The following is a 19,603-nucleotide window of genomic DNA, read 5'->3' on the forward strand; positions in this document are numbered from 1 at the left end:
GTGCGGTTTCCCCTGTGCCTTCTCCTGTTTTTCGGCCTGCTGATTCTCTCCGTGCCCGCGTCCGCCGCAGCCCCACACCCGGCCCCTCCCCGGCACCAGCTCGACATCGCCTTTGACCTGCAAAGCCACCGGCTCATCGGCACATCGCGCATCACCATCCCTGCTCAAACCGCGGTCACCATCTCCCTGGCAAATCTGGAAATCATGCAGTTCGACCTGGACGGCGTCACCCTCCAGACCTCGGAGCACGTAGTCCTCCCGTCGGCGCCGCAAGACCAGCACGTTGCCATCCGCTTTCACACCTCATACGCCGGCAACCGGGCCGACACCCTTAACGGACTCATCGACCCCAGCGGCATCGCCCTCACCGGCTTTTGGCATCCGCGCCTGGACACCGACTGCCAATATGCCCTGACCGCCGCCATCCCCAAACACTTTGCAGCCATTTCCGAAGCCGAGGAGATCAGCGACACGCTTAGCGGCAATATCCGCACTGTCCGCTTCCTGTTCGAGCATCCCCTGCCCGGCCTCAACTTCGTGGCAGGCCCCTATGTGGTGGAAGAGGAGCCCATCGGTCCGGGCCAGACCCTGTACTCTTATTTCTTTGCCGAAGACCGCGAACTGGCGGCGGGATACAGAAAGAAAACAATCGAGTACCTCAAACGCTACCAGGAGCTGATCGGCCCCTATCCCTACAAACGATTCAGCATCGTGGAAAACCGGCTGCCCACCGGCTACGCCATGCCCACCTTTACCCTGCTCGGCCAAGCCGTGGTCCGGCTGCCCTTCATCACCGAAACCTCGCTGGGCCATGAAGTGCTGCACAGTTGGTTCGGCAACAGTGTTGACGTGGATACCAGCCAGGGCAACTGGTGCGAGGGGCTGACCACCTATCTCGCGGATCAGGCCTTTGCCGCGGATAAAGGGGCCGATGCCGCATTCAGAAAGCAGCAGCTCATCACCTACCAGAGCTATGTGGGGCCGGACAACACCATGACCCTCGCGGATTTCAGCGGCGCCGGCAGCCATCTTGCTTCCGGCAACAAAGCGGCGAGGGCGGTGGGCTACGAGAAAGGGAGCATGCTCTTCCACATGCTGTTCCGGGAGATAGGCGATGTTCCATTCTACGCAGGGCTTCGCGATGTGTATGCGCGTTTCCGTCATCAACAGGCGAGCTGGCAGGATCTGGCCGCACGTTTTTCCAAAAGCTCCAGCCAAAACCTTGAGCCCTTTTTCAGCCAATGGCTCGGCCGCGCCGATCTCCCCCGCCTGGAAATCAGCTCCGGAGCCCTTACGGAGAGAGGGGACCACCTGGAACTCGGGCTCACCATCAAGCAGCTCCAGGAAAAACCCTACCGGCTGCGATTGCCCCTGGATATCGTCACCGCCAAGGGCAAGGAGCGGCGGGAAGTGACCCTTACCGAAAGCGAAACCAAAGTGCGCATCCGCCTGACCGATTATCCCTCGCTGGTAATCGGTGATCCGGACTACGACCTGATGCGAACCTTGGCACCCGAGGAACTGCCGCCTACCTGGTCGCGCTTTCTCGGCGCCCGCGAGAGGCTGGCCATCGCCCCGGCGGGAGATGAGCTTAGGGTCTATGCCCCGCTCATCGAACTCCTTGCCGCCATGGAGTGCCCGGTCAAACCCGCCAACGAGGCCACGGACAAGGATCTGGCCGGCAAAGCCGTGCTGTTCCTCGGCACGGACAGCCCTTTGGCCCGCTCCATCTTTGCCGGCCAGCCCCACCAGCCCGCCACCGGCTTTACCCTGGAGGCGCGGGAAAATCCCCTGGCCCCCGGCCAGGTGGCCGTGCTGATCGCTTCGGCCAGCACTGCGGAAACAGCGGCAGCCGCGCCGAAACTCGCCCATTACGGCAAATACGGCACACTCCATCTCAACTTGGGCCGGGTGGCGCAAAAATCCGTCCTGGAGACGGAACAGGGGCTGCGCCTGGTCATTGATGCCCCGCCCATGGCTCTCGCCCTGCCCAAGGCCCTTTCCTTTGCCGCCATCACGGAACAGCTTGGCGACAAACAGGTGGTGTATGTGGGGGAGAACCACACCCGCAACGAAGACCATCTCCTGCAACTGCGGGTGATCCGGGCGCTCTTCGCCCAAAATCCCAAACTTGCCATCGGCATGGAGATGTTCAGCCGGGAGGCGCAGCCCGTTCTTGACCGGTATGTGGCAGGCGAACTGAACGAACGGGAATTTTTAAAGCAATCGGAATATTTTTCCAAATGGGGCTACGATTATCGCTTCTACCGGGAGATCATCAACTTTGCCCGGCGTCACCGGCTGCCCATCGTGGCTCTCAACCAGGAAAAAGCGATTGTCAACAAGGTCTTCAAAGAAGGGACCGCCGCCCTGACCGCCGAAGAACTGGCCAAGATCCCAGCGGACCGTGACCTGACCATTCCCGGCTATCGAGAGCGGATCACCGAGGTCTTTACCATGCACGGCTCGCACGGCGGCAAGCCGGAACAGGTCAACGGGTTTTTCCAGGCCCAGGCCCTGTGGGACGAAACCATGGCCGAATCCGTGACCAGCTTCCTCGCCGCCCACCCGGAAAGGAGGATGGTGGTCCTGGCGGGCCAGGGCCACACCGACAAGGCCACCGCCATCCCACCCCGGGTTGCCCGCCGGTTGTCGGCCATCCGCCAGGCCGTCATCCTGAACAGCATGGGCCGGGAGCTTGATCAGACCGAAACGGACTACCTGATTTTTTCCGAGCCCGACGAGCTGCCTCCGGCCGCGCTTCTCGGGGTGATGCTTGGCAACACCGCCGATGGCCCACGGGTGGAAGGGTTGTCAGAAAAGAGCAAGGCAGGAGCGGCGGGGATCAGGAAAAAAGATGTCATTCTGGCGCTGGATGACGAACCGGTGACCACCATCGACGATCTGAAGATCTTCCTGCTCGACAAGGAAATCGGCAATCAGGTGACGGTGCGGATCAAACGGGAAACCGGTTTCCTGTTCAAAGGGGAATCGATTCTTTCCATTCCGGTGGTGTTGTAGTCGGCCCAACCCCCATTGTCACGCAGCCGAGCACCGGAGAGGCTGCCGAAAAAGGAGTTTGCACTGTTTGAGGCGAAGCCGAGTTTGCAAACTCCCGGCAGCATCGAGGAGCACAGGGTATCCCGCCAACGGCGGGACAAGTGGCTGGGTGCCTTTTCTTTTTCGTTCTTTTTCTTTGGGCAAGCAAAGAAAAAGAACAGATAAACAAAGCGTATTCCCAACTGCGGAGATGCGTGACAAGCAGATCCATCTTTTCTTTTGGCCTTCCCCCTGCTCCGGGCTATAATGGGCAAAAATCAAGGACCACCCATGACAACGCCCGACGAAAACTACACCACAACCCCAACGATCCCAGCCCAGGCCGCCCTGGAGTTTCTCCAGGATGTCCGGCAGCTTGTCGCCTTCCAGCAGGCAATCGGCATCGAGGGCTACCCCCGCACCCCAGAACTTGCGCAATTTCTTGCCGGGCCGCAGCCGCCGACACCACCGGCCCGGCCGCAGGCCAAAGCCGCTTCCAGGCCGGAGACGATCCGCACCCTATCCGCCCAGCGCCAGAGCACGGCCGCAACCATGCCAAACACCACCCTGACCGAGCTCTATGCCGAGATGCAAGGCTGCCAACGCTGTCCGCGACACCAGGGCCGAAGCAAGGCAATCACCGGTGAGGGCACGACTCGAGTCAAGCTCCTGATCATCACCGATGCGCCCTCTGTAGAGGACGATTGTTCCGGCCTGCCCATGAGCGGAGAACCGGGCCAGCTCCTCGACAAGATGCTGGGGGCCATCGGCCTGAGCCGAAATGCGGTCCACTTGAGCCTGCTCACCCGATGCCATGCGGAGGAGCCGCCGGGCAAGGAGGCGGTGGACGCCTGCCTGCCCTTCCTGCTCAAGGAAATCATGCTCGTCGCCCCCACGATCATCTGCGCCATGGGACCCCTTGCCGCCCAAAAGCTGCTCCACACCAGCAAACCCCTGAGCCAATTGCGCGGCAGGTTCCACGATTTTCAGGGCATTCCGCTGATCCCCACCTTCTCGCCGGAATTTCTGCTGAAAAATCCGGAGATGAAAAAGGCTACCTGGCTGGATTTACAGATGATACAGAAAAAACTCCAAACCGCCTAGCCGTTGCCGCCATAGAGTTTCGCAGGGAAAACGCGTCAGGATTCTCCTTCTCCGCCCTTGACAGGAGATACACGCCGCAGTAGACCGGAACAAAGACAGAAGCAGGACAAGATCAATGTTCGGCTCAGGTCAGAACTGACCGATTCTTCGGGAAAAAGAGCAATCAACCAGAGGTCTACCTATGAGCAGATATGGCAGCGGCGGGGCCGGATTTGGTTTGGGCGTAGTCATTGCGGTAGCCCTTTCTTGGGATGCAAACCATTCCATCCTGTGGGCAATCTTCCACGGATTTTTAAGTTGGTTTTATGTCATCTACTATTTTCTTTTCAGATAGACGAGCAGCATGACAACGCGTCAACCTCCGGCGCTGCCGCGTGGCGGTCATGCACCTCCGTCGGGCTCCAAACTATTGGAAGCACGGACTCAATAAAACCGAATCAGACGCCCCTGCCGGCCAGAGAACGTTACCATACTCACAACGCCAAGAACATCCCCCTACAACCCCTCCGGCGTAAAAGCCACCACCTGATCGATATTGTTTGCTCCGGCAAAGAGCATGACCAGCCGGTCCACCCCCAAGGCAATGCCCGCAGCAGGGGGCATGGTTTCAAGAGCATCAAGAAACACCTCCGGCAGCGGGCCGCAGTCGCGGCCCTGCATCCGAATACTTTTTTGCTCTGCCAGGAATCTGGCCCGCTGTTCCACCGGATCAACCAGCTCGGAAAAGCCGTTGGCCAACTCCAACCCGGCCACGTAGAGCTCGAAGCGCTCGGCCACTGCTGAATCGTTTGGAGAGAGCCGGGCCAACGCCCCCAGCGTGGCCGGGTAGTCGCAGAGAAAGGTGGGGGTGGCCATGCCCAGATGCGGCTCCACATACTCCACCAGCATCTCGTCGAATGTGTCCTTACGCAACGCCTCCTCCACCGTGCAGGGCGCGTAGCGCTGGAAGGCCTCGGCCACGGTGATTCGCTCCCACTCCGGTCCAAGTTCGATCCTGCGCCCCTGCCATTCCAACCCCCCATCCTTGCCCATGGCCGCAGCCAGATACCGCAGCAACGCCTCGCAATCCGTCATCAGGTCACGATAGTCGCTTTCGGCTGCATACCACTCCAGCATGGTGAACTCGGGCAGGTGGCGATCGCCGCGCTCGCCTTTGCGAAAGCATTTGCAGAGCTGAAAGATTTTGGGAATGCCTGCGGCCAGCAGCCGCTTCATGCAGAGCTCCGGCGAGGTTTGCAGAAACCATTCCTCGCTGGTCAGGGGCACAATATGGGCTTCCGGGGCTGGGGCAGGGATACGGATGGGGGTTTCGACCTCGAGGTAGCCTCGGTCGATGAAAAAGGCGCGCAGGGCTTGAATGAGAACGGCCCGCGAATGCAGGCCGTGGAGAGGAATCATAGTCATTGTCGATGCGGGATCAAGGTATCCACCCCTTGATTATTCATAATAATTCACCAGGAACGAAAAATATGAATTCATCTATGACCTGTAAACGTTCAGCAGTGCCGCAGATGCGCGGAAGAGGTCTGCGAAGTGTGCTATTGCACATGAGCAGGCCGATGACAAAGCAGATGCGGTGCTGCTGGACGTTTACAGCTATTCTTTTACTCTGGTCACATACACCCCGGTGCGGGTGTCGATCTGCAGCTTGTCGCCTTCCTCGATAAAGGGCGGCACCTGGACCACATACCCGGTTTCCAGGGTTACGGGCTTGGAGTCGCTGCCGCTGGTATCGCCCTTGACCCACGGGTCGGACTGGGTGACCTTGAGGTTGACGAAGTTGGGCAGGGTAACGCCGATGGGGCGGCCGTTGTACTGCAGCACCTCCACATCCATGTTGTCGGTGAGAAAATTGATGGCATCGCCCAGTTGCGCCTTGGATATCTCCAGTTGCTCGAAGGAGACGTTATCCATGAAGGTATATTCCTCTCCCTGGCAGTAGAGGTACTGCATGGTCCGCTCCTCAAGGGCGGCCTTTTCCAGCTTGTCGTTGGAGCGAAAGGTTTTTTCAAAGGCGTTGCCGGTGATCATATTCCGCAACCGGGCGCGGTACAGGGCCTGGCCCTTGCCGGGTTTGGAAAATGAAAAATCCGTCATGATATACGGTTCGCCGTCGATCTGAACCTTTAAGCCTTTGCGAAAATCAGAAGCGGAATACATACTCGTTTTCTCCCTGTGGCAGTCAAGTCAAAAAAAAACAGTGTGCGGCACCTTACTAACCGGATTCCCGCATTTTTGCAAGGGTGAAGTTCAGGCCGACATCACTTCCCTTTTACCGATGGCCTCTGCCTTAATGCGGTCCAAGAGCTCGCCCAACACCGGTTTCACATTCTCCCGGATATCGCCGGCCACGATGATGAACAGCAGATCGTCGCCGGGCTGGAATCTGCCACTCTTGGCCTCGATCACGATGTCGAAGATCCCCGGCTTTTTCAAGAATTCCTGGCGGATCGCCTCGACCTTCTTCTGATCCGGGGTGACCTCAAGGGCGGTGACCTCTTCGCGGGTCTTGCGCGACCAGGCCCGGACCACGCCGTTGTGCACCAGGACCATGCCCACGTTCTCGGCAAAGGCAGGGTTTTTCTTCATCTCGGCAATCGTTTTTGAAATATCCATATGGTCACCTCTGTGTTTGTTGGTCTAAAAAATCAAACTTTCCCCAAACTCTTGCTCACCACCTCATACACATCCCGGGACAACGACTTGTTGGCAACAATCCGTTCAAGCTGACCCCGCATCAGGGTGCGCCGGGTTGCATCATAGCGTGCTCCCCGCCCGAGGCGGGCAGCCAGACGGGCGGCGATCTGCGGGTTGAGCGGATCGAGGACGAGGATCTGCTCGGCCAAAAAGCTATACCCCTTGCCCGACATCTCGTGAAAACAGAGCGGATTGCCCGCGGCAAAAGAGCCAATCAGGGCGCGCACCTTGTTGGGGTTCTTCAACTGAAAGGCCGGATGGTCCATGAGCGCCTGGACCTCCGCCAGGGTTTCCGGCAGCGGGGCCGTGGCCTGCACCGCAAGCCACTTGTCCAGCACCAGGGGATCACCCTGCCATTGCTGGTAAAAATCAGCGATGACTTGGTGGCGTTCCGGGCGGGCGGAATGGGCCAGGGCGGCAAAGGCGGCCATCTGGTCGGTCATGTTGTCCGACTTGGCGAACTGGGCAAGGGCGAGCTGGACTGCCGCCTCGTCCTCCAGGGTCACGAGATAGGTAAGGCAGAGATTGCGCAACGCCCTTTGCCCTGCCAGCGCTGGTTCGTAACGGTATGGGCCGGTGGCCCGGTTGGCCTGATAGACTTGCTCCCACAGCGGACGCAGAGAACGGGACAGAGTCTGCCGGGCAAAGAGGCGGGAGGCGTGGATTGCCTCGACAGCCACCACCTCCATCTGCTCGGCCAGGTACTCCTCCGAGGGCAGGGTGAGCAAAAGGGCGAGGAACGCCTTATCCCCCATGGCTTCTTCCCCAAGCAACCGGCCGCAGGCCTCGACAAACCGTTGGTCCAAAACCAGGGGGCGATTGTGCCGAAAATCCTCCACCAGCCCCAGAAGCAAACGGCTGGCCAGACACTGCCCAGCCTCCCAGCGGTTGAAGGGGTCCCGGTCATAACGGAAGAGAAAGAGCAGCTCTTCCTCGTCACAATCGTAGGCAACCTTGAGCGGCGCGGAAAAATTGCGTAAGATCGAAAGGCGCGGCTTCTCCCCCACCCCATTGAACCGGATGGTCTCCTGGGGGTTGCGCAGCTCGAACAGCCCGCGCGCCGCTTCTCCCTGCCGCTCCGGGCAGGTCAGTTCCATCTCCCTGCCTTGGCCATCAAGCAAACCAAGAGCCACCGGGATATGGAGCGGCTCTTTTTCCGGCTGGCCAGCAGTGGGTGGAGTGCTTTGTTCCAAACGCAGGGTATAGGTGCGGGCCTGGAAATCATACTCGCCCTGCACTTTGAGCTGCGGGGTGCCGGCCTGGGTGTACCACCGCTTGAACTGGGCAAGATCGCGGCCCGAGACCTCACCCATGGCCTGGACAAAATCATCGGTGGTGGCAGCGTGGCCGTCATGCCGCGTGAGATAGAGGGCCAGCCCCTGCCGGAACAGCTCTTGCCCCAGCAAGGTGTGGAGCATGCGGATGATCTCCGCCCCTTTCTCATAGATGGTGACGGTGTAGAAATTGTTGATCTCCATGAAGGAATCGGGCCGCACCGGATGGGCCATGGGTCCGTTATCCTCGGGAAACTGCACGTTGCGCAAAAGCCGGACATCGTGAATGCGCTTGACCGCAGGGGAAATCTGGTCTCCGGTGAACTGCTGGTCGCGGAACACGGTGAGCCCTTCCTTGAGGCTCAATTGAAACCAATCCCTACAGGTGACCCGGTTGCCGGTCCAATTGTGGAAATACTCGTGGGCGATGACCGCCTCGATCCCCTCGTAGTCACCGTCCGTGGCGGTATCTGGCCGGGCCAGCACGTACTTGGAGTTAAAAACATTGAGCCCCTTGTTTTCCATGGCGCCCATGTTGAAATCGTCCACCGCCACGATCATGTACTGGTCGAGATCGTACTCCAGGCCAAAGGTTTCCTCGTCCCAGGCCATGGCCTTTTTGAGCGAATCCATGGCATGCGCGCATTTATCGCGGTTGTGCGATTGCACATAGATTTCCAGGGCCACCGGGCGGCCGGAGCGGGTGACAAAGGTGTCAGCGATCTTGACCAGGTTACCGGCAACCATGGCGAACAGGTACGACGGCTTGGGGTACGGATCCTGCCAGCGTGCGTAATGGCGGCCTTGGGGCAGCTCCCCTGCCTCGACCCGATTGCCGTTGGCCAGCAGCACCGGGTAGCGCTCTTGCTCCGCGCTGATGGTGACCTCGTAACGGGCCAGCACATCGGGCCGGTCGAGAAAATAGGTGATCTTGCGGAACCCCTCTGCCTCGCACTGGGTGCAAAAATTGGAGCTGGAGCGGTACAACCCGTCAAGGGAGGTGTTGTTTTGGGGATAGAGCTCGGTTTCGATCTCAAGCACGAACCGCTCCGGCACCGCAGGGATGGTGAGGGTTTCATCGTCGAGCAGGTACTGCTCCGGACCGAGGGCGAGACCATCCAAAACGATCCCCTTGAGCACCAGCTTCCTCCCCTGAAGCACAAGGGGAGAGTCCGCTGCGGCCTGGATATTCCGGCAACAGACCAGACGGGAACAGACCCGGGCCCGGTCCTCGAACAGGTCCACGGTAAGCGCCACCTCTTCGATCAAGTAGGCGGACGGGCGGTAATCCTTGAGCAGAATGGTTTTGGGTTGGGCAGCCATGAATCAGTCCAAAGGGGAGGTCAGCGAATCGGTTCAACGCGGGGCACCACCAAGCGCATCCCCGGCTTCAACTGGGCGAAGTTAACGGATTCATTGTATTTTTTTATCAACCAGAAGGGCAGCTCAAATTCGTTCTCACACAGCGACCAGATGGTATCCCCCTGTGTCACCCGATAGGTGCGGGTACCTTCCAGCAGCCGGTAGGCGGCAAAGAAATCCTCGACAATTTCCTTGTGAAACTCATAGCGCTGCGCCTCAAACCGCGCCTTGCTTCCCTTGGCAAGGGGGATCTTGATCTTCTGATTCGCGGTGAGGGACTGTTCGTAGCGCAAGTTGTTCAACCGCCGCAGATCCCAGGCCCGAACCCCGAGCCAGCGCGCATAATGCCCCAAGGTTTCCTCGGCCTCCACCCGGATAATGCCATGGGTCTTGCCCTGCTTCTTGACCACCTCCACCCCGAGATTGCCCAGAACCTTGGCCGGATTGAGGGGCGGACACTGCGCCCCTTTGGCCGGGGTTTGGGCCGCAACCCCCTCCGGCTCCGATGCCGCCTTGAGCGGCGGAGCCCCCAACGCCGCAACCGGCACGCCCTCCGCCTTGGCCACGGGCCCAAACTCGGCGCCGGGCTGCACAGCCGTCTTCGGGGTCAGGCCGATCAGGTGCTGGATCTCCCCTTTTTTCCTTTCCGTGGCAACCAGCCGCACGCGGCCCCGTTCATCCGGCCCTGGAATCCGCAGGTTCTGGCCGGGACAGAGCACCGCCTGGTCATCAAGCCCATTCCCCCGCAGGAGATCGGTCACCGTAACGCCATGCTGCCGGGCGATGGAAAAGGCGGTGTCTCCCTGGCGCACCTGATACATGGTGGTTTGCGCCTGATCCTCCTTGAGAATCTGCGGGGGGATATTGTCCGCCAGCCGCACGATCTTGCCCTGTTGCGGCACCCGCACCTCGTAGCCCTTGGGAATCAGTTTCTGGCCCTTGTATACCGGCTCACGCAGGGCAGGATTCAAAGCCTTGAAGGTTTCCAGATCAACCTTGAGATGCTTGACCAGATCGTCCACCAGGGCATAGTTGGGCAGAACCACACCCTTGCTGTTGACCGGCGGCTCGATGGGAAGCGGGCCGAAAAAGGCCGGATAGTTCTTGGCTACCTCCCTGGCGGCGAGAAATTCCGAGTAGAAATTCCGCGAGGCAAATTTGAACAACTCGCTTTCATGCTCCTGGAAGATCCGTTCATAATCCCCCTTGGCCGCCTTGGCCCGCATCATGCCGTTGATTCCGTGATTATAGGCGGTCACCGCCAAAGGCCAGGTGCCGAGCTTCTCGTAATTATGCCGCAGCATTCGTGCCGCGGCATGCGTGGCCTTGAGCGGATCGCGCCGCTCGTCAATGGCATAGTCCACATCCAGCTTGAACTGCTTGCCGGAGGATTCGGTGAACTGCCAGATCCCGGCCGCGCCGAACTTGCTGTACGCCTTGTAGTTGAAGGATGATTCCACATGGGGCAGATAGGCCAAATCCTCGGGCACCCCGTAGCTCGCCATGATCTCCTTGATCTCCTCCAGATAGGCGCCGGAGCGGATCAGACCTTTCCGGAAATTATCCTTTTGGCCGGACTGGAAACGGATATTCTCCTGGGCCAGCCGGAAATCCTCGGGTGTGGCCCTTGCCCCGAACAGCGCGGCCACCCGTTTTTCCTCCCTGGTCTGTGGGGGCGCGCCAGCGGCGAGGGATTTGAATATTTCCAGATACCTCGCTTTTGCCCGTTCTATCCTCTGCCGGTCCCGTTCCCGGGCCCCGTTTTCCCAGATTCCCTCAATATCCAACACCTCGTAGATAATGCGCAAGTCCCGCTTGTCGTGGAGCACCCCTTGCGAAGAGGGATATTTGCCGTAGATATCGCGCCAGAACGCGACATTGGGCGTGATGCAGTCATACAGGGGAAAAGGGTCCTGGGCAGCCCGGACTGGAAAAACACCCGTGGCGGTCACGCAGAAAAACAGCGCCGTCGCCACCAACAAACGAAGATATGCCATAACAGCTCTCATGATTTTCTTTATTGACTCGGTATTCACAACGGATAAGGAGCCCAGTATACTCGCTCCTGCCGGGATTTGCCGCTAAAATCAGGTTCAGCCGGGAATTCCAGGCAATGGGAAAGAACCTTTCCACGGGTCTCTTTTTCTTCTTTTGCGTGCCCAAAAGAAGAAACAAGAAAAAGGCACCCCAGCCAGTCCTGGCCCTGCGGGCTTCCCTTACTTCTCGACGGGAGCGGGACGCTAAAAAACTCGGGCTTCGCCCTCAGACAGTTTTAGCGTCTTTTTCCGCCCCCGTCTGCGAGGCGCGGCAGGACAAATGGGGGGGAGAGAGGGAAAATCCCATTGGCACGTAGCCGAGCACCGGAGAGGCTGCCGAAAAAGGGCTTTGCACTGTTTGAGGCGCAGCCGAGTTTGCAAAGCCCCGGCAGCATCGAGGAGTACCCCATACGGGGCATAAACTCCGGGAATCCCGCCTACGGCGGGACCAGTGACACGGGTGCCCTTTCTTTGGTTCGTTTCTTTGGGCAAGCAAAGAAATGAACAAATTAATTTCATCCGAAACAGACAGCCGTTTAACTCAACTCCACGAATCAACCGGCAAGCGCGCTGAACTTCTCCTCCAGATAGGCAAGAAAAGGCCGCGCGGAGAGCGGCGCGCCCGTTACCCGCATCAGCAGCTCCTCGGGCAGGTACACGCTGCCGTGGCTGTGGATCTCCCGGACCAGCCACTCCCTGACCTTTGCCAGGTCTCCCTCAGCCAGGGTCCGGCTGAAACCGGGGTCATGCCGTTTATAGGCCTCCCAGATCTGGGCTGCGGCCAGATTGCCGATGGTGTAGGTGGGGAAATAGCCGAAGCTGCCGTGGGCCCAATGGATGTCCTGCAAGACCCCGTCGGCGTCGGATTCGACCTCCACCCCGAGGTATTGCCGGTATTTGTCCCGCCAGACCCGGGGCAACGAGGCAACCTCCAGGCTCCCCTCGATCAGCTCTTTTTCAATCTCGAACCGGATCAGGACATGGAGGTTGTAGGTCAACTCGTCGGCATCCACCCGGATCAACCCCGGAATCACCGCGTTTATGCCCCGGACAAAATCATCGAGCCCAAGATGGGCAAACTGGGCCGGAAACGCCTGTTGCAGCTCCGGAAAAAATCGCTGCCAAAACGGCAGCCCGCGGCCCACGACATTCTCCCAGAAACGGGACTGCGACTCGTGGATGCCTAGGGAAACCCCGTCATCAAGCTGGCTGTGGGCCAGACCCTCGTCAATGCCCTGCTCGTACAGGGCGTGCCCGCCCTCGTGCAAGGCGCCGAAGATGAAGTCCAGGCTCTTGGGGGCATACCGGTTGGTGATGCGCCGGTCATGGTGTCCCAGGGTGGTGGTGAAGGGATGGGGTGAACGGGCCAGGCAGCCCCGGGAAAAATCAAAGCCCATGGCCACCAGAAGGTGCTCGGCAAAATGCTCCTGACCGGAGAGGGAAAAAGGCTCGGTGAAAACCAAGGGGGTGAGACGGCCGGCGAATTTTTTGACCATGGCGACCAAGGGCGCTTGCAGCTCACCGAACATCCCTTCCACCCGGGCGGTGGTGAGCCCTTCCTCGTACAGATCGAGCAGCGCGTCATAGGGATGGGCCGCATAGCCCAGGTATTCGGCCTGTTGCCGGACCATGGCCACCAGCCGTTCCAGCAGGGGTTGAAAAATGGCGAAATCGGATTGCTCCCGCGCTTCAAGCCAGGCCATCTGGGCCTGGGAGGTAAGGCGGGAAAACTCGGCGACAAATTCCTCGGGCAGTTTGGTGTTCTGGTTGTAGCTCCGCCGCATGACCCGCAGCAGGGCGCGGTCCTCCACGGAAAGCGCTTCTTTGCGCGCCTCGGCCTCAGCCAGCAGAACGCCAAGCTCCGGGGAAACCTCCCGTCGATGCACCAAAGCGCTCAGGGTGGCAAACTGTCCGGCCCGCCCTTCCGCTGCCCGGCGGGGCATGCGCACCTCCTGGTCCCACTGCAGGAGGGCCAGGAGGTGGTGCAGGTCAACCAGTTCGGCGGAATATTTTTTCAACTGTACGAGGGTGTTCATTAAGCAACTCTCTCTGTGTTGGCCGCCGGAATCCCGGCTAACCTTTCAACGCCTTCAGCAGCAGGGCAATCCCGCTGCCCAGCAAAATCATGCTCACCAACCGGACAAAGGCGGCATGGCTGATCCGCAGATGCACCTTGCCGCCAAGCCAGAGGGCCAGAGCGCCGAGGGGCACAATTCCCGCGCAGAGCGCCAGGGTCCGCAGGGTATAAAAACCGCTCAGGGAGAACCCCACGATGCGGCACAGCCCGTCGATCACGAATACCGTGGCGATGGTGGTGCGAAATTCTGTTTTATCGAGCTGCCGCAGGGTCAGATAGATCACATAAAACGGCCCCCCGGTGCCGAAAAGCGCCCCCACCATGCCCCCCAGCAAACCGGCTGGCCCAGCCAGCCAGCGTTCTCCGTGCAGGGGCGGAAACGGCAGCAGGGCATAGACCGCATAGAGCAGGATAAAGATGGAGAGGGCGAGCAGCAGACTGGTTGGCGCCAAAACGGTATGCAGGTAGAGGCCGGTGGCAACGCCCAGCACGGTGAAGGGCAAAAGCGGCAGCAGATCGGACCAGCGGATGAGCCGCCGGTTGGGCAGCCCCTGGCTGACCGAGGCCAGCCAGTCCAGCAACCCGATCAGGGGCACCACCTGGGACACAGGGAAAAAAAGAGCCAGCAACGGCACGGAGATCAACGCCGAACCGAAGCCGGCGATGCCACGGATGAAATAGGCGAAAAACAGCACGCCTGCGGCAAAAAGGATTTCGGGCTGCACCATCGAAATATCAATCATGCCGGGTCAGCACCCCTTTTGTGGCCGCGTAAAGATTTCTAAGCAATCCGCCATCTCAGTCCTGGCCTTTGCCCTTATGCACTCAAGATCCCATTGTCACGCAGCCGAGCACCGGAGAGGCTGCCGAAAAGGGCTTTGCACTGTTTGAGGCGTTAGCCGAGTTTGCAAAGCCCCGGCAGCATCGAGGAGCGCAGGGCATCCCGCCTGCGGCGGGACAAGTGGCTGGGTGCCTTTTTCTTGTTTCTTCTTTTGGGCAAGCAAAAGAAGAAAAAGGGGAACAGAAAAAGGCCCCTTCACTTTTCCATAAACGTCCGGAGCCGAATCTACACCGCCTCTTTTCACCCTTCGGGCATAAGTTTCGTTTGAGCAGGCAAGCTGCTCAACTCAGCTTATAGGGAAACTCCGGATGATCGATAAGCTTTACCATCCGCTGCTTGGTCTCGGTATGGGCATCGTGAAAATCCACCAGCTCCGCCACCGCAGCCACCACCCCCTGTTCGTCCAGATCCCGGAGAACCCTGCGCCCGACCTTGGGGTTGGGGCCGCCCTTGCCGCCCACATAGAGATCAAACCCCTTGCGCGTTGCCATGATGCCGATATCCGTGGTCAGTACCCCCGGACACCCCAAGGTGCACCCGGAGATGGCGATCTTGAACTTCTGCTTGGTTTTCTCCCGATCCTTGAATCTTGCAAGGATCAGGGCGGAGATGCGCTCCGGGTCGCCGATGCCCATGGAGCAATCGCGAACCCCGATGCAGACCCGGGGAATCGGAAACCTGCCCGGCCCCTTGAACTGAGCGCCCAATGCGGCCAGCTCCCCGCGGATCACCGGGAGATCCTCTTCCCGGATGCCCATGAGCCGCAGATTTTGCAGGGTGCTCAGATAGATTTCCAACTGGTATTTTTCGGCCAGCGCATGGGCCTTGGCCATGAGCGGCAGGGGCAAACGGCCCGCGGGCAGCAAAATGGTCAAACGTGTTGCCGCAGTGGTCTGTGTCATCTCTCACCTCAATGTTACTGTAGAAATCAGCGGCCGGCGCTGAAAAAGAACAATCATATCCCCGCTGTTTCATAAAACATTTTTGCCCGAATGCAAGAATTCTCTTATCTTTCCCCTTTCCCTTTATGGAAATTTCCGTTATTTAACTACAATTCATTCAATACTATATCGGGACAGGCGCGGGAGAATAGAGAAATGGGCAGCCACAGCAGACCTCACAACGACACGGCAGGTGGAGCGATCGACCGCAAGCGCGAACGCGAGCGGCGCTATATGATGCAGATGCTCTACAAGAACGCCGATGAACTGGCCACCAAGATGGTGCAGCGGCTGCTGGACAAAAAGATCCTTGAGATCACCGACGAGACTGCGATCCGGAAGATCTTCAACGAGTTGTTTGAAAAGCTCTCCAACATGGAAGAGTTCGACATGCTGTACAAGATCGCCCCGCTGCGGCAGTTGGTGGTGGACCCCAACTTCCTCAGCCTCTATGTGACCCAATACATCTGCGAGGATCTGGTGGAAAACGACAAGGTGCAGGACGTCTATGGCGACGACCTTGAGATCTACCAGGTCGTTGAATCCGTGCTGAAGGTTCTTCGCCCCAAGGACTAAGAACAGGTTAAAGGCTCAAGGGGAAAGGTTAAAGGTTAAAGACATAAAAGCCAAAAACCGCCCTTACTCCTGATCCCCACGTTCTGTCCCGTATCCTTTCGCCTTTAACCTTTAACCTTTCACCTTCATCCTTACCCCTTCTTCCTGACCTTCTTGAGATCCAGGTAGGTATATCCCTTCAAGCCTTTCTCATACTCGCCCAAAAGCCGCATGGCCTCATTGGGCCGCAGCCTGTCTTCCTTGATGGCGCTGTCCACCTGACTCTTCATCTTCCGCTTCAGATCGGTGCCGGTGTACTGAACCAGGGCCAGCACCTTTTCCATGGTGGTGCCCTCGATGGTCTCCTCGATGTAATACCCGGAGTCCTCATCCTCATCCAAAAAGACATGAGCCTCGTTCACCCGGCCGAAGAGGTTGTGCAGGTCGCCCATGATGTCCTGGTAGGCGCCGGTCAAGAATACCCCGAGATAATAGGGCTTGCCGTTGAGATCATGGAGCGGCAGGGTGTCCACCCCTTCCTCGTAGAGATTGATGAATTTGGAGACCTTACCGTCGGAATCGCAGGTGATGTCGGCCAGGGTCCCGCGCCGCTGGGGCTCCTCGTTCAGCCGGTGCAGGGGCATGATCGGGAAGAGCTGCCCGTAGCCCCAATGGTCGAGCAGGGATTGAAACACGCTGAAGTTGCAGAGATACTGGTCGGAAAACTTGCTTTCCAGCTCGACAATATCGTCGGGCTTGTATTCAGCATCCTTGAAATGCTCCAGCACCCTGGCGCCGGTGAGCCAGAAAAGCTTCTCCACCTCGGCCTTGACCTCAAGGCCGATGAGGCCCAGCTCGAAATGGACCTGGGTCTCCTCCTTGTTGTGCAGGGCGTCGTGGTACGCCTCCAGCGGATTGCTGGGGTTGACGTGGGTGTAGTTGTACCAGGCCTCTTCTGCCAGTTTGTGGCTGACCTCCGGCTTGGCGGGTTCCTTGGCGTGTTCCATCTTCTTGATGTCGCCGAAGGTTTCCACCACCAGCACGGAATGATGCGCCACCACGGCCCGCCCCGACTCGCTGATAATCACCGGGTGTTCGACCCCCTGGGAATCGCAGACATCCATGATGTTGTAGACGATGTCCCGGGCGTATTCGTTCAGGGAATAGTTGATGGAGGAATGGAAGGTGGTGCGGCTGCCGTCGTAGTCCACCCCTAAACCGCCGCCCACGTCGATATACTCCAGGGCATGGCCGATCTGCCGGAGCTTGGCATAGAACATGGCCCCTTCCCGCACCGCCTTCTTGATGGTGAGGATGTCCGGGATCTGGGAGCCGCTGTGAAAATGCACGAGCTTGAGGCAGTCGGCCAGGTCGGCTTCCTTGAGCAGGTCGGAAACCTGGAGAATCTCCTGGGTACTCAGGCCGAACTTGGCATCCTCGCCGGTGGATTTTTCCCACTTGCCCTTGCCGCCGCTCATCAACCGGACCCTGAGGCCGATCATCGGCGTCACCTTCAACTCCTTGGCATAGCGGATGATATTGGTGACTTCCTCGACCTTTTCCACCACCAGGATGATCTTCTTGCCCAGCTTGCGGCCCAGGAGCGCGGTCTTGATATAAACGGCATCCTTATAGCCGTTGCAGATGATCAGGCTTTCCCGGTCTTCATGGAAGGCCAGGGCCGCGTAGAGTTCCGGCTTGGAACCGACCTCAAGGCCGTGATGGAAAGGCTTGCCCGCGTCGATGATCTCCTCGACCACCTCGCGCAACTGGTTGACCTTGATGGGATAAACGCCGCGGTAGATGGATTTGTATTCCAGCTCGACAATGGCGTCGATGAAAGCCTTGTTGATCCGCTCCACCCGGTTGCGCAGCAGGTCGTGAAAGCGGATGAGCATGGGAAAATGCAAGCCCTGCTCCACCGCCTCCTTGATCACGTCGACGATGGCCACGGAGCCGCCCTGCTCCTTGAGCGGCGCAACGGTCACCTGGCCGCGGCCATTGATATCAAAATAACGCAATCCCCAACGGGCAATACCATACAGCTCCCGGGCCCTGTCGATACTCCAGGCCTTTACTTCCGCTGTCTGCTGCATCTGATATCCTCCTCGGGGAATTGGAGCCGTAACAGTGTTAACGGCTCCTTACGCCACTTCGCTGCTGCCGATCATTGCATCCCACATGTTTCACTTTCCAGACAACGGCTTGTTGCCGAAATCAAGAGGGACAAAATACACAATTATCGCAGAAACTCAACAGGTTTTTGCCTGATCACCGTGCAGCTCCGGGGTACACCACAAGGATCTTGATTCCCGGCAACCCCTCATGAATGACAAAAGGATACTTTTGCAAGAGGCTCAAAAATCTAGCGGACTGCGGGCCTCCTTGATGGTGCTGCTTTTTACGGTGTGCGTGTAAATCATCGTAGTTTTGAGATCACTATGCCCCAGCAGTTCCTGAATCGTCCGAATATCATAATTGGCTCCGAGCAGGTGGCTGGCAAAGCTATGGCGGAAGGTATGGGCCGTAGCCCGCTTGCAAAGCTGCGCCTCGGCCACCGCTTTTCTTATCGCCTTCTGGACTTGGGTTTCATGCAGATGATACCGGCGGTATTCCCCGGTTTCCGGCACCCTGGTCAGATCCTTGGCCGGGAAAATCCATTGCCAGACAAACTCTCTGGCCGCATTGGGGTATTTTTCATCAAGAGCATTCATCAAAAAAACCCCGGCATATTTACGCGTCAGGTCGCGTTGGTGCAGGATTTTCAGGGCATCAATCTGGACGCGCATCGCCGGAAGAATTGCCTTGGGAAGCGGCACCGTCCGATCTTTTTGCCCCTTGCCGTCATGCACGGTAATAATCCCGGCATCAAAATTCAGGGATTGCACCCGCAGGTTGAGGCATTCGAACAAGCGCAGGCCGCAGCCGTAAAGCAGCTTCACCACCAGATTATACGGCGGCTCAAGACGGGCCAGAACGGCTTCGATTTCTTCCCTGTTCAGCACCACCGGGATATAGGGCCGCCGTTTCGCCCTGACCACCCCCTCCACCTTGCCGAATTCCCGGTGCAATACGTGGCGGAAGAAGAAGAGCAAGGCGTTGAAGGCTTGGTTCTGGGTGGAAGCCGCCACCTGCCGCTTGACCGCCAGCCAGGTCAGGAATTCCTTGACGTCGGTGGCGGTGAGCAATTCCGGCGGTTTGCTGCGCACAAAGGCCTGGAATTTACGCAGCCAGAGCTTGTAAGTGTCGAGTGTTTTGGGGGAATAGTGCCGGATTTTAATTTCCTGGGTAAGGCTGGTAAATTCCTCCCTCCAGGAAGCCCCGGTCGATGCCGCCGGTTCGGAAACCTGGGGCGGGGTGGAATTTGTGGCGGGTGCCGGCCCCCGAACCGCACTAGTCGAAACGGAAGCAGGAACAGACCCCGGTAACGCGGGACTCAGGTCAAAATACAAGGAAACGGCATGTGAAGCCTGTTCTTGTTGCCATGGAGGCAATTTCTTTTCCTGTAGTTTCTGAAGAAATAGGGGCTGGCTCTCGGGTTGGTCGGAAGGAATGTCATATTTCCGGCAATAATCCAGGTAAAATTGCAGCCACCTCAGGTAAAATTCCCGTGCTTTTTCCGGGACACCATTGACTGGCAGCAGCTTCTCAAAACGCGCTTGCAAATCGGCAGGAAC

The 19,603-nt window shown here is 58.6% G+C and carries 14 protein-coding genes; 4 read left to right on the plus strand and 10 right to left on the minus strand.

Going from position 1 to position 19,603, the window contains the following annotated elements:
- Together MWR57_RS08015 and MWR57_RS08020 are read left to right on the plus strand one after the other, a co-directional pair.
- Complete coding sequence (locus MWR57_RS08015; RefSeq protein WP_423124282.1) at window positions 1-3,021, plus strand: ChaN family lipoprotein; 3,021 nt, start codon at window positions 1-3, stop codon at window positions 3,019-3,021.
- Between the two features lie 309 nt (window positions 3,022-3,330).
- Window positions 3,331-4,143, plus strand: coding sequence for a uracil-DNA glycosylase (locus tag MWR57_RS08020; RefSeq protein ID WP_423124283.1), 813 nt, complete (start codon window positions 3,331-3,333; stop codon window positions 4,141-4,143).
- Window positions 4,144-4,638: 495 nt separating this feature from the next.
- On the opposite strand, the gene epmA is transcribed toward MWR57_RS08020, so the two are convergent.
- The 8 genes from epmA to MWR57_RS08060 form a co-directional block, all read right to left on the minus strand.
- The gene (gene epmA / locus MWR57_RS08025) at window positions 4,639-5,547 is read right to left on the minus strand and encodes an EF-P lysine aminoacylase EpmA (protein WP_423124284.1); all 909 of its coding nucleotides are present in this window, start codon (window positions 5,545-5,547) and stop codon (window positions 4,639-4,641) included.
- A 192-nt stretch (window positions 5,548-5,739) separates the two neighbouring features.
- On the minus strand, window positions 5,740-6,303 hold the full coding sequence (gene efp / locus MWR57_RS08030; protein ID WP_423124285.1) for an elongation factor P: 564 nt from the start codon (window positions 6,301-6,303) through the stop codon (window positions 5,740-5,742).
- A gap of 90 nt (window positions 6,304-6,393) precedes the next feature.
- Window positions 6,394-6,759 (minus strand): molybdenum cofactor biosynthesis protein MoaE, encoded by a 366-nt coding sequence (locus MWR57_RS08035; protein WP_423124286.1) that lies wholly within the window; start codon window positions 6,757-6,759, stop codon window positions 6,394-6,396.
- Window positions 6,760-6,791: 32 nt separating this feature from the next.
- Window positions 6,792-9,437: an aminopeptidase N gene (gene pepN / locus MWR57_RS08040; RefSeq protein ID WP_423124287.1), complete on the minus strand. Its 2,646-nt coding sequence runs from the start codon at window positions 9,435-9,437 to the stop codon at window positions 6,792-6,794.
- Between the two features lie 20 nt (window positions 9,438-9,457).
- The gene (locus MWR57_RS08045; protein WP_423124288.1) at window positions 9,458-11,473 is read right to left on the minus strand and encodes a LysM peptidoglycan-binding domain-containing protein; all 2,016 of its coding nucleotides are present in this window, start codon (window positions 11,471-11,473) and stop codon (window positions 9,458-9,460) included.
- Window positions 11,474-12,066: 593 nt separating this feature from the next.
- Window positions 12,067-13,548, minus strand: a complete 1,482-nt coding sequence (locus tag MWR57_RS08050; RefSeq protein WP_423124289.1) for a carboxypeptidase M32 — start codon at window positions 13,546-13,548, stop codon at window positions 12,067-12,069.
- A gap of 37 nt (window positions 13,549-13,585) precedes the next feature.
- Window positions 13,586-14,332 carry a sulfite exporter TauE/SafE family protein gene (locus MWR57_RS08055; protein ID WP_423124290.1) on the minus strand — a complete coding sequence of 249 codons (747 nt, stop codon included), beginning with the start codon at window positions 14,330-14,332 and terminating at the stop codon, window positions 13,586-13,588.
- 379 nt (window positions 14,333-14,711) lie between these two features.
- Complete coding sequence (locus tag MWR57_RS08060; protein ID WP_423124291.1) at window positions 14,712-15,332, minus strand: NAD(P)/FAD-dependent oxidoreductase; 621 nt, start codon at window positions 15,330-15,332, stop codon at window positions 14,712-14,714.
- Window positions 15,333-15,527: 195 nt separating this feature from the next.
- Between MWR57_RS08060 and MWR57_RS08065 the strand changes: the two genes are divergently transcribed.
- Window positions 15,528-15,947, plus strand: coding sequence for a hypothetical protein (locus MWR57_RS08065; protein ID WP_423124292.1), 420 nt, complete (start codon window positions 15,528-15,530; stop codon window positions 15,945-15,947).
- A 131-nt stretch (window positions 15,948-16,078) separates the two neighbouring features.
- Here the strand turns inward: MWR57_RS08065 and speA are convergent, their stop codons facing one another.
- Both speA and MWR57_RS08075 read right to left on the minus strand, forming a co-directional pair.
- Window positions 16,079-18,022: a biosynthetic arginine decarboxylase gene (gene speA / locus MWR57_RS08070; RefSeq protein WP_423124293.1), complete on the minus strand. Its 1,944-nt coding sequence runs from the start codon at window positions 18,020-18,022 to the stop codon at window positions 16,079-16,081.
- Between the two features lie 261 nt (window positions 18,023-18,283).
- Window positions 18,284-19,420 (minus strand): integron integrase, encoded by a 1,137-nt coding sequence (locus MWR57_RS08075; protein WP_423124366.1) that lies wholly within the window; start codon window positions 19,418-19,420, stop codon window positions 18,284-18,286.
- Between MWR57_RS08075 and MWR57_RS08080 the strand changes: the two genes are divergently transcribed.
- A complete protein-coding gene (locus tag MWR57_RS08080) occupies window positions 19,390-19,560 on the plus strand; it encodes a hypothetical protein (RefSeq protein ID WP_423124367.1) in 171 nt (56 codons plus the stop codon). The genes MWR57_RS08075 and MWR57_RS08080 overlap by 31 nt on opposite strands.
- Window positions 19,561-19,603: the final 43 nt, after the last annotated feature.

The organism is Hydrosulfovibrio ferrireducens, from assembly GCF_046883345.1.
In the GTDB taxonomy this organism is placed as follows: domain Bacteria; phylum Desulfobacterota; class Desulfobulbia; order Desulfobulbales; family Desulfurivibrionaceae; genus Thiovibrio; species Thiovibrio ferrireducens.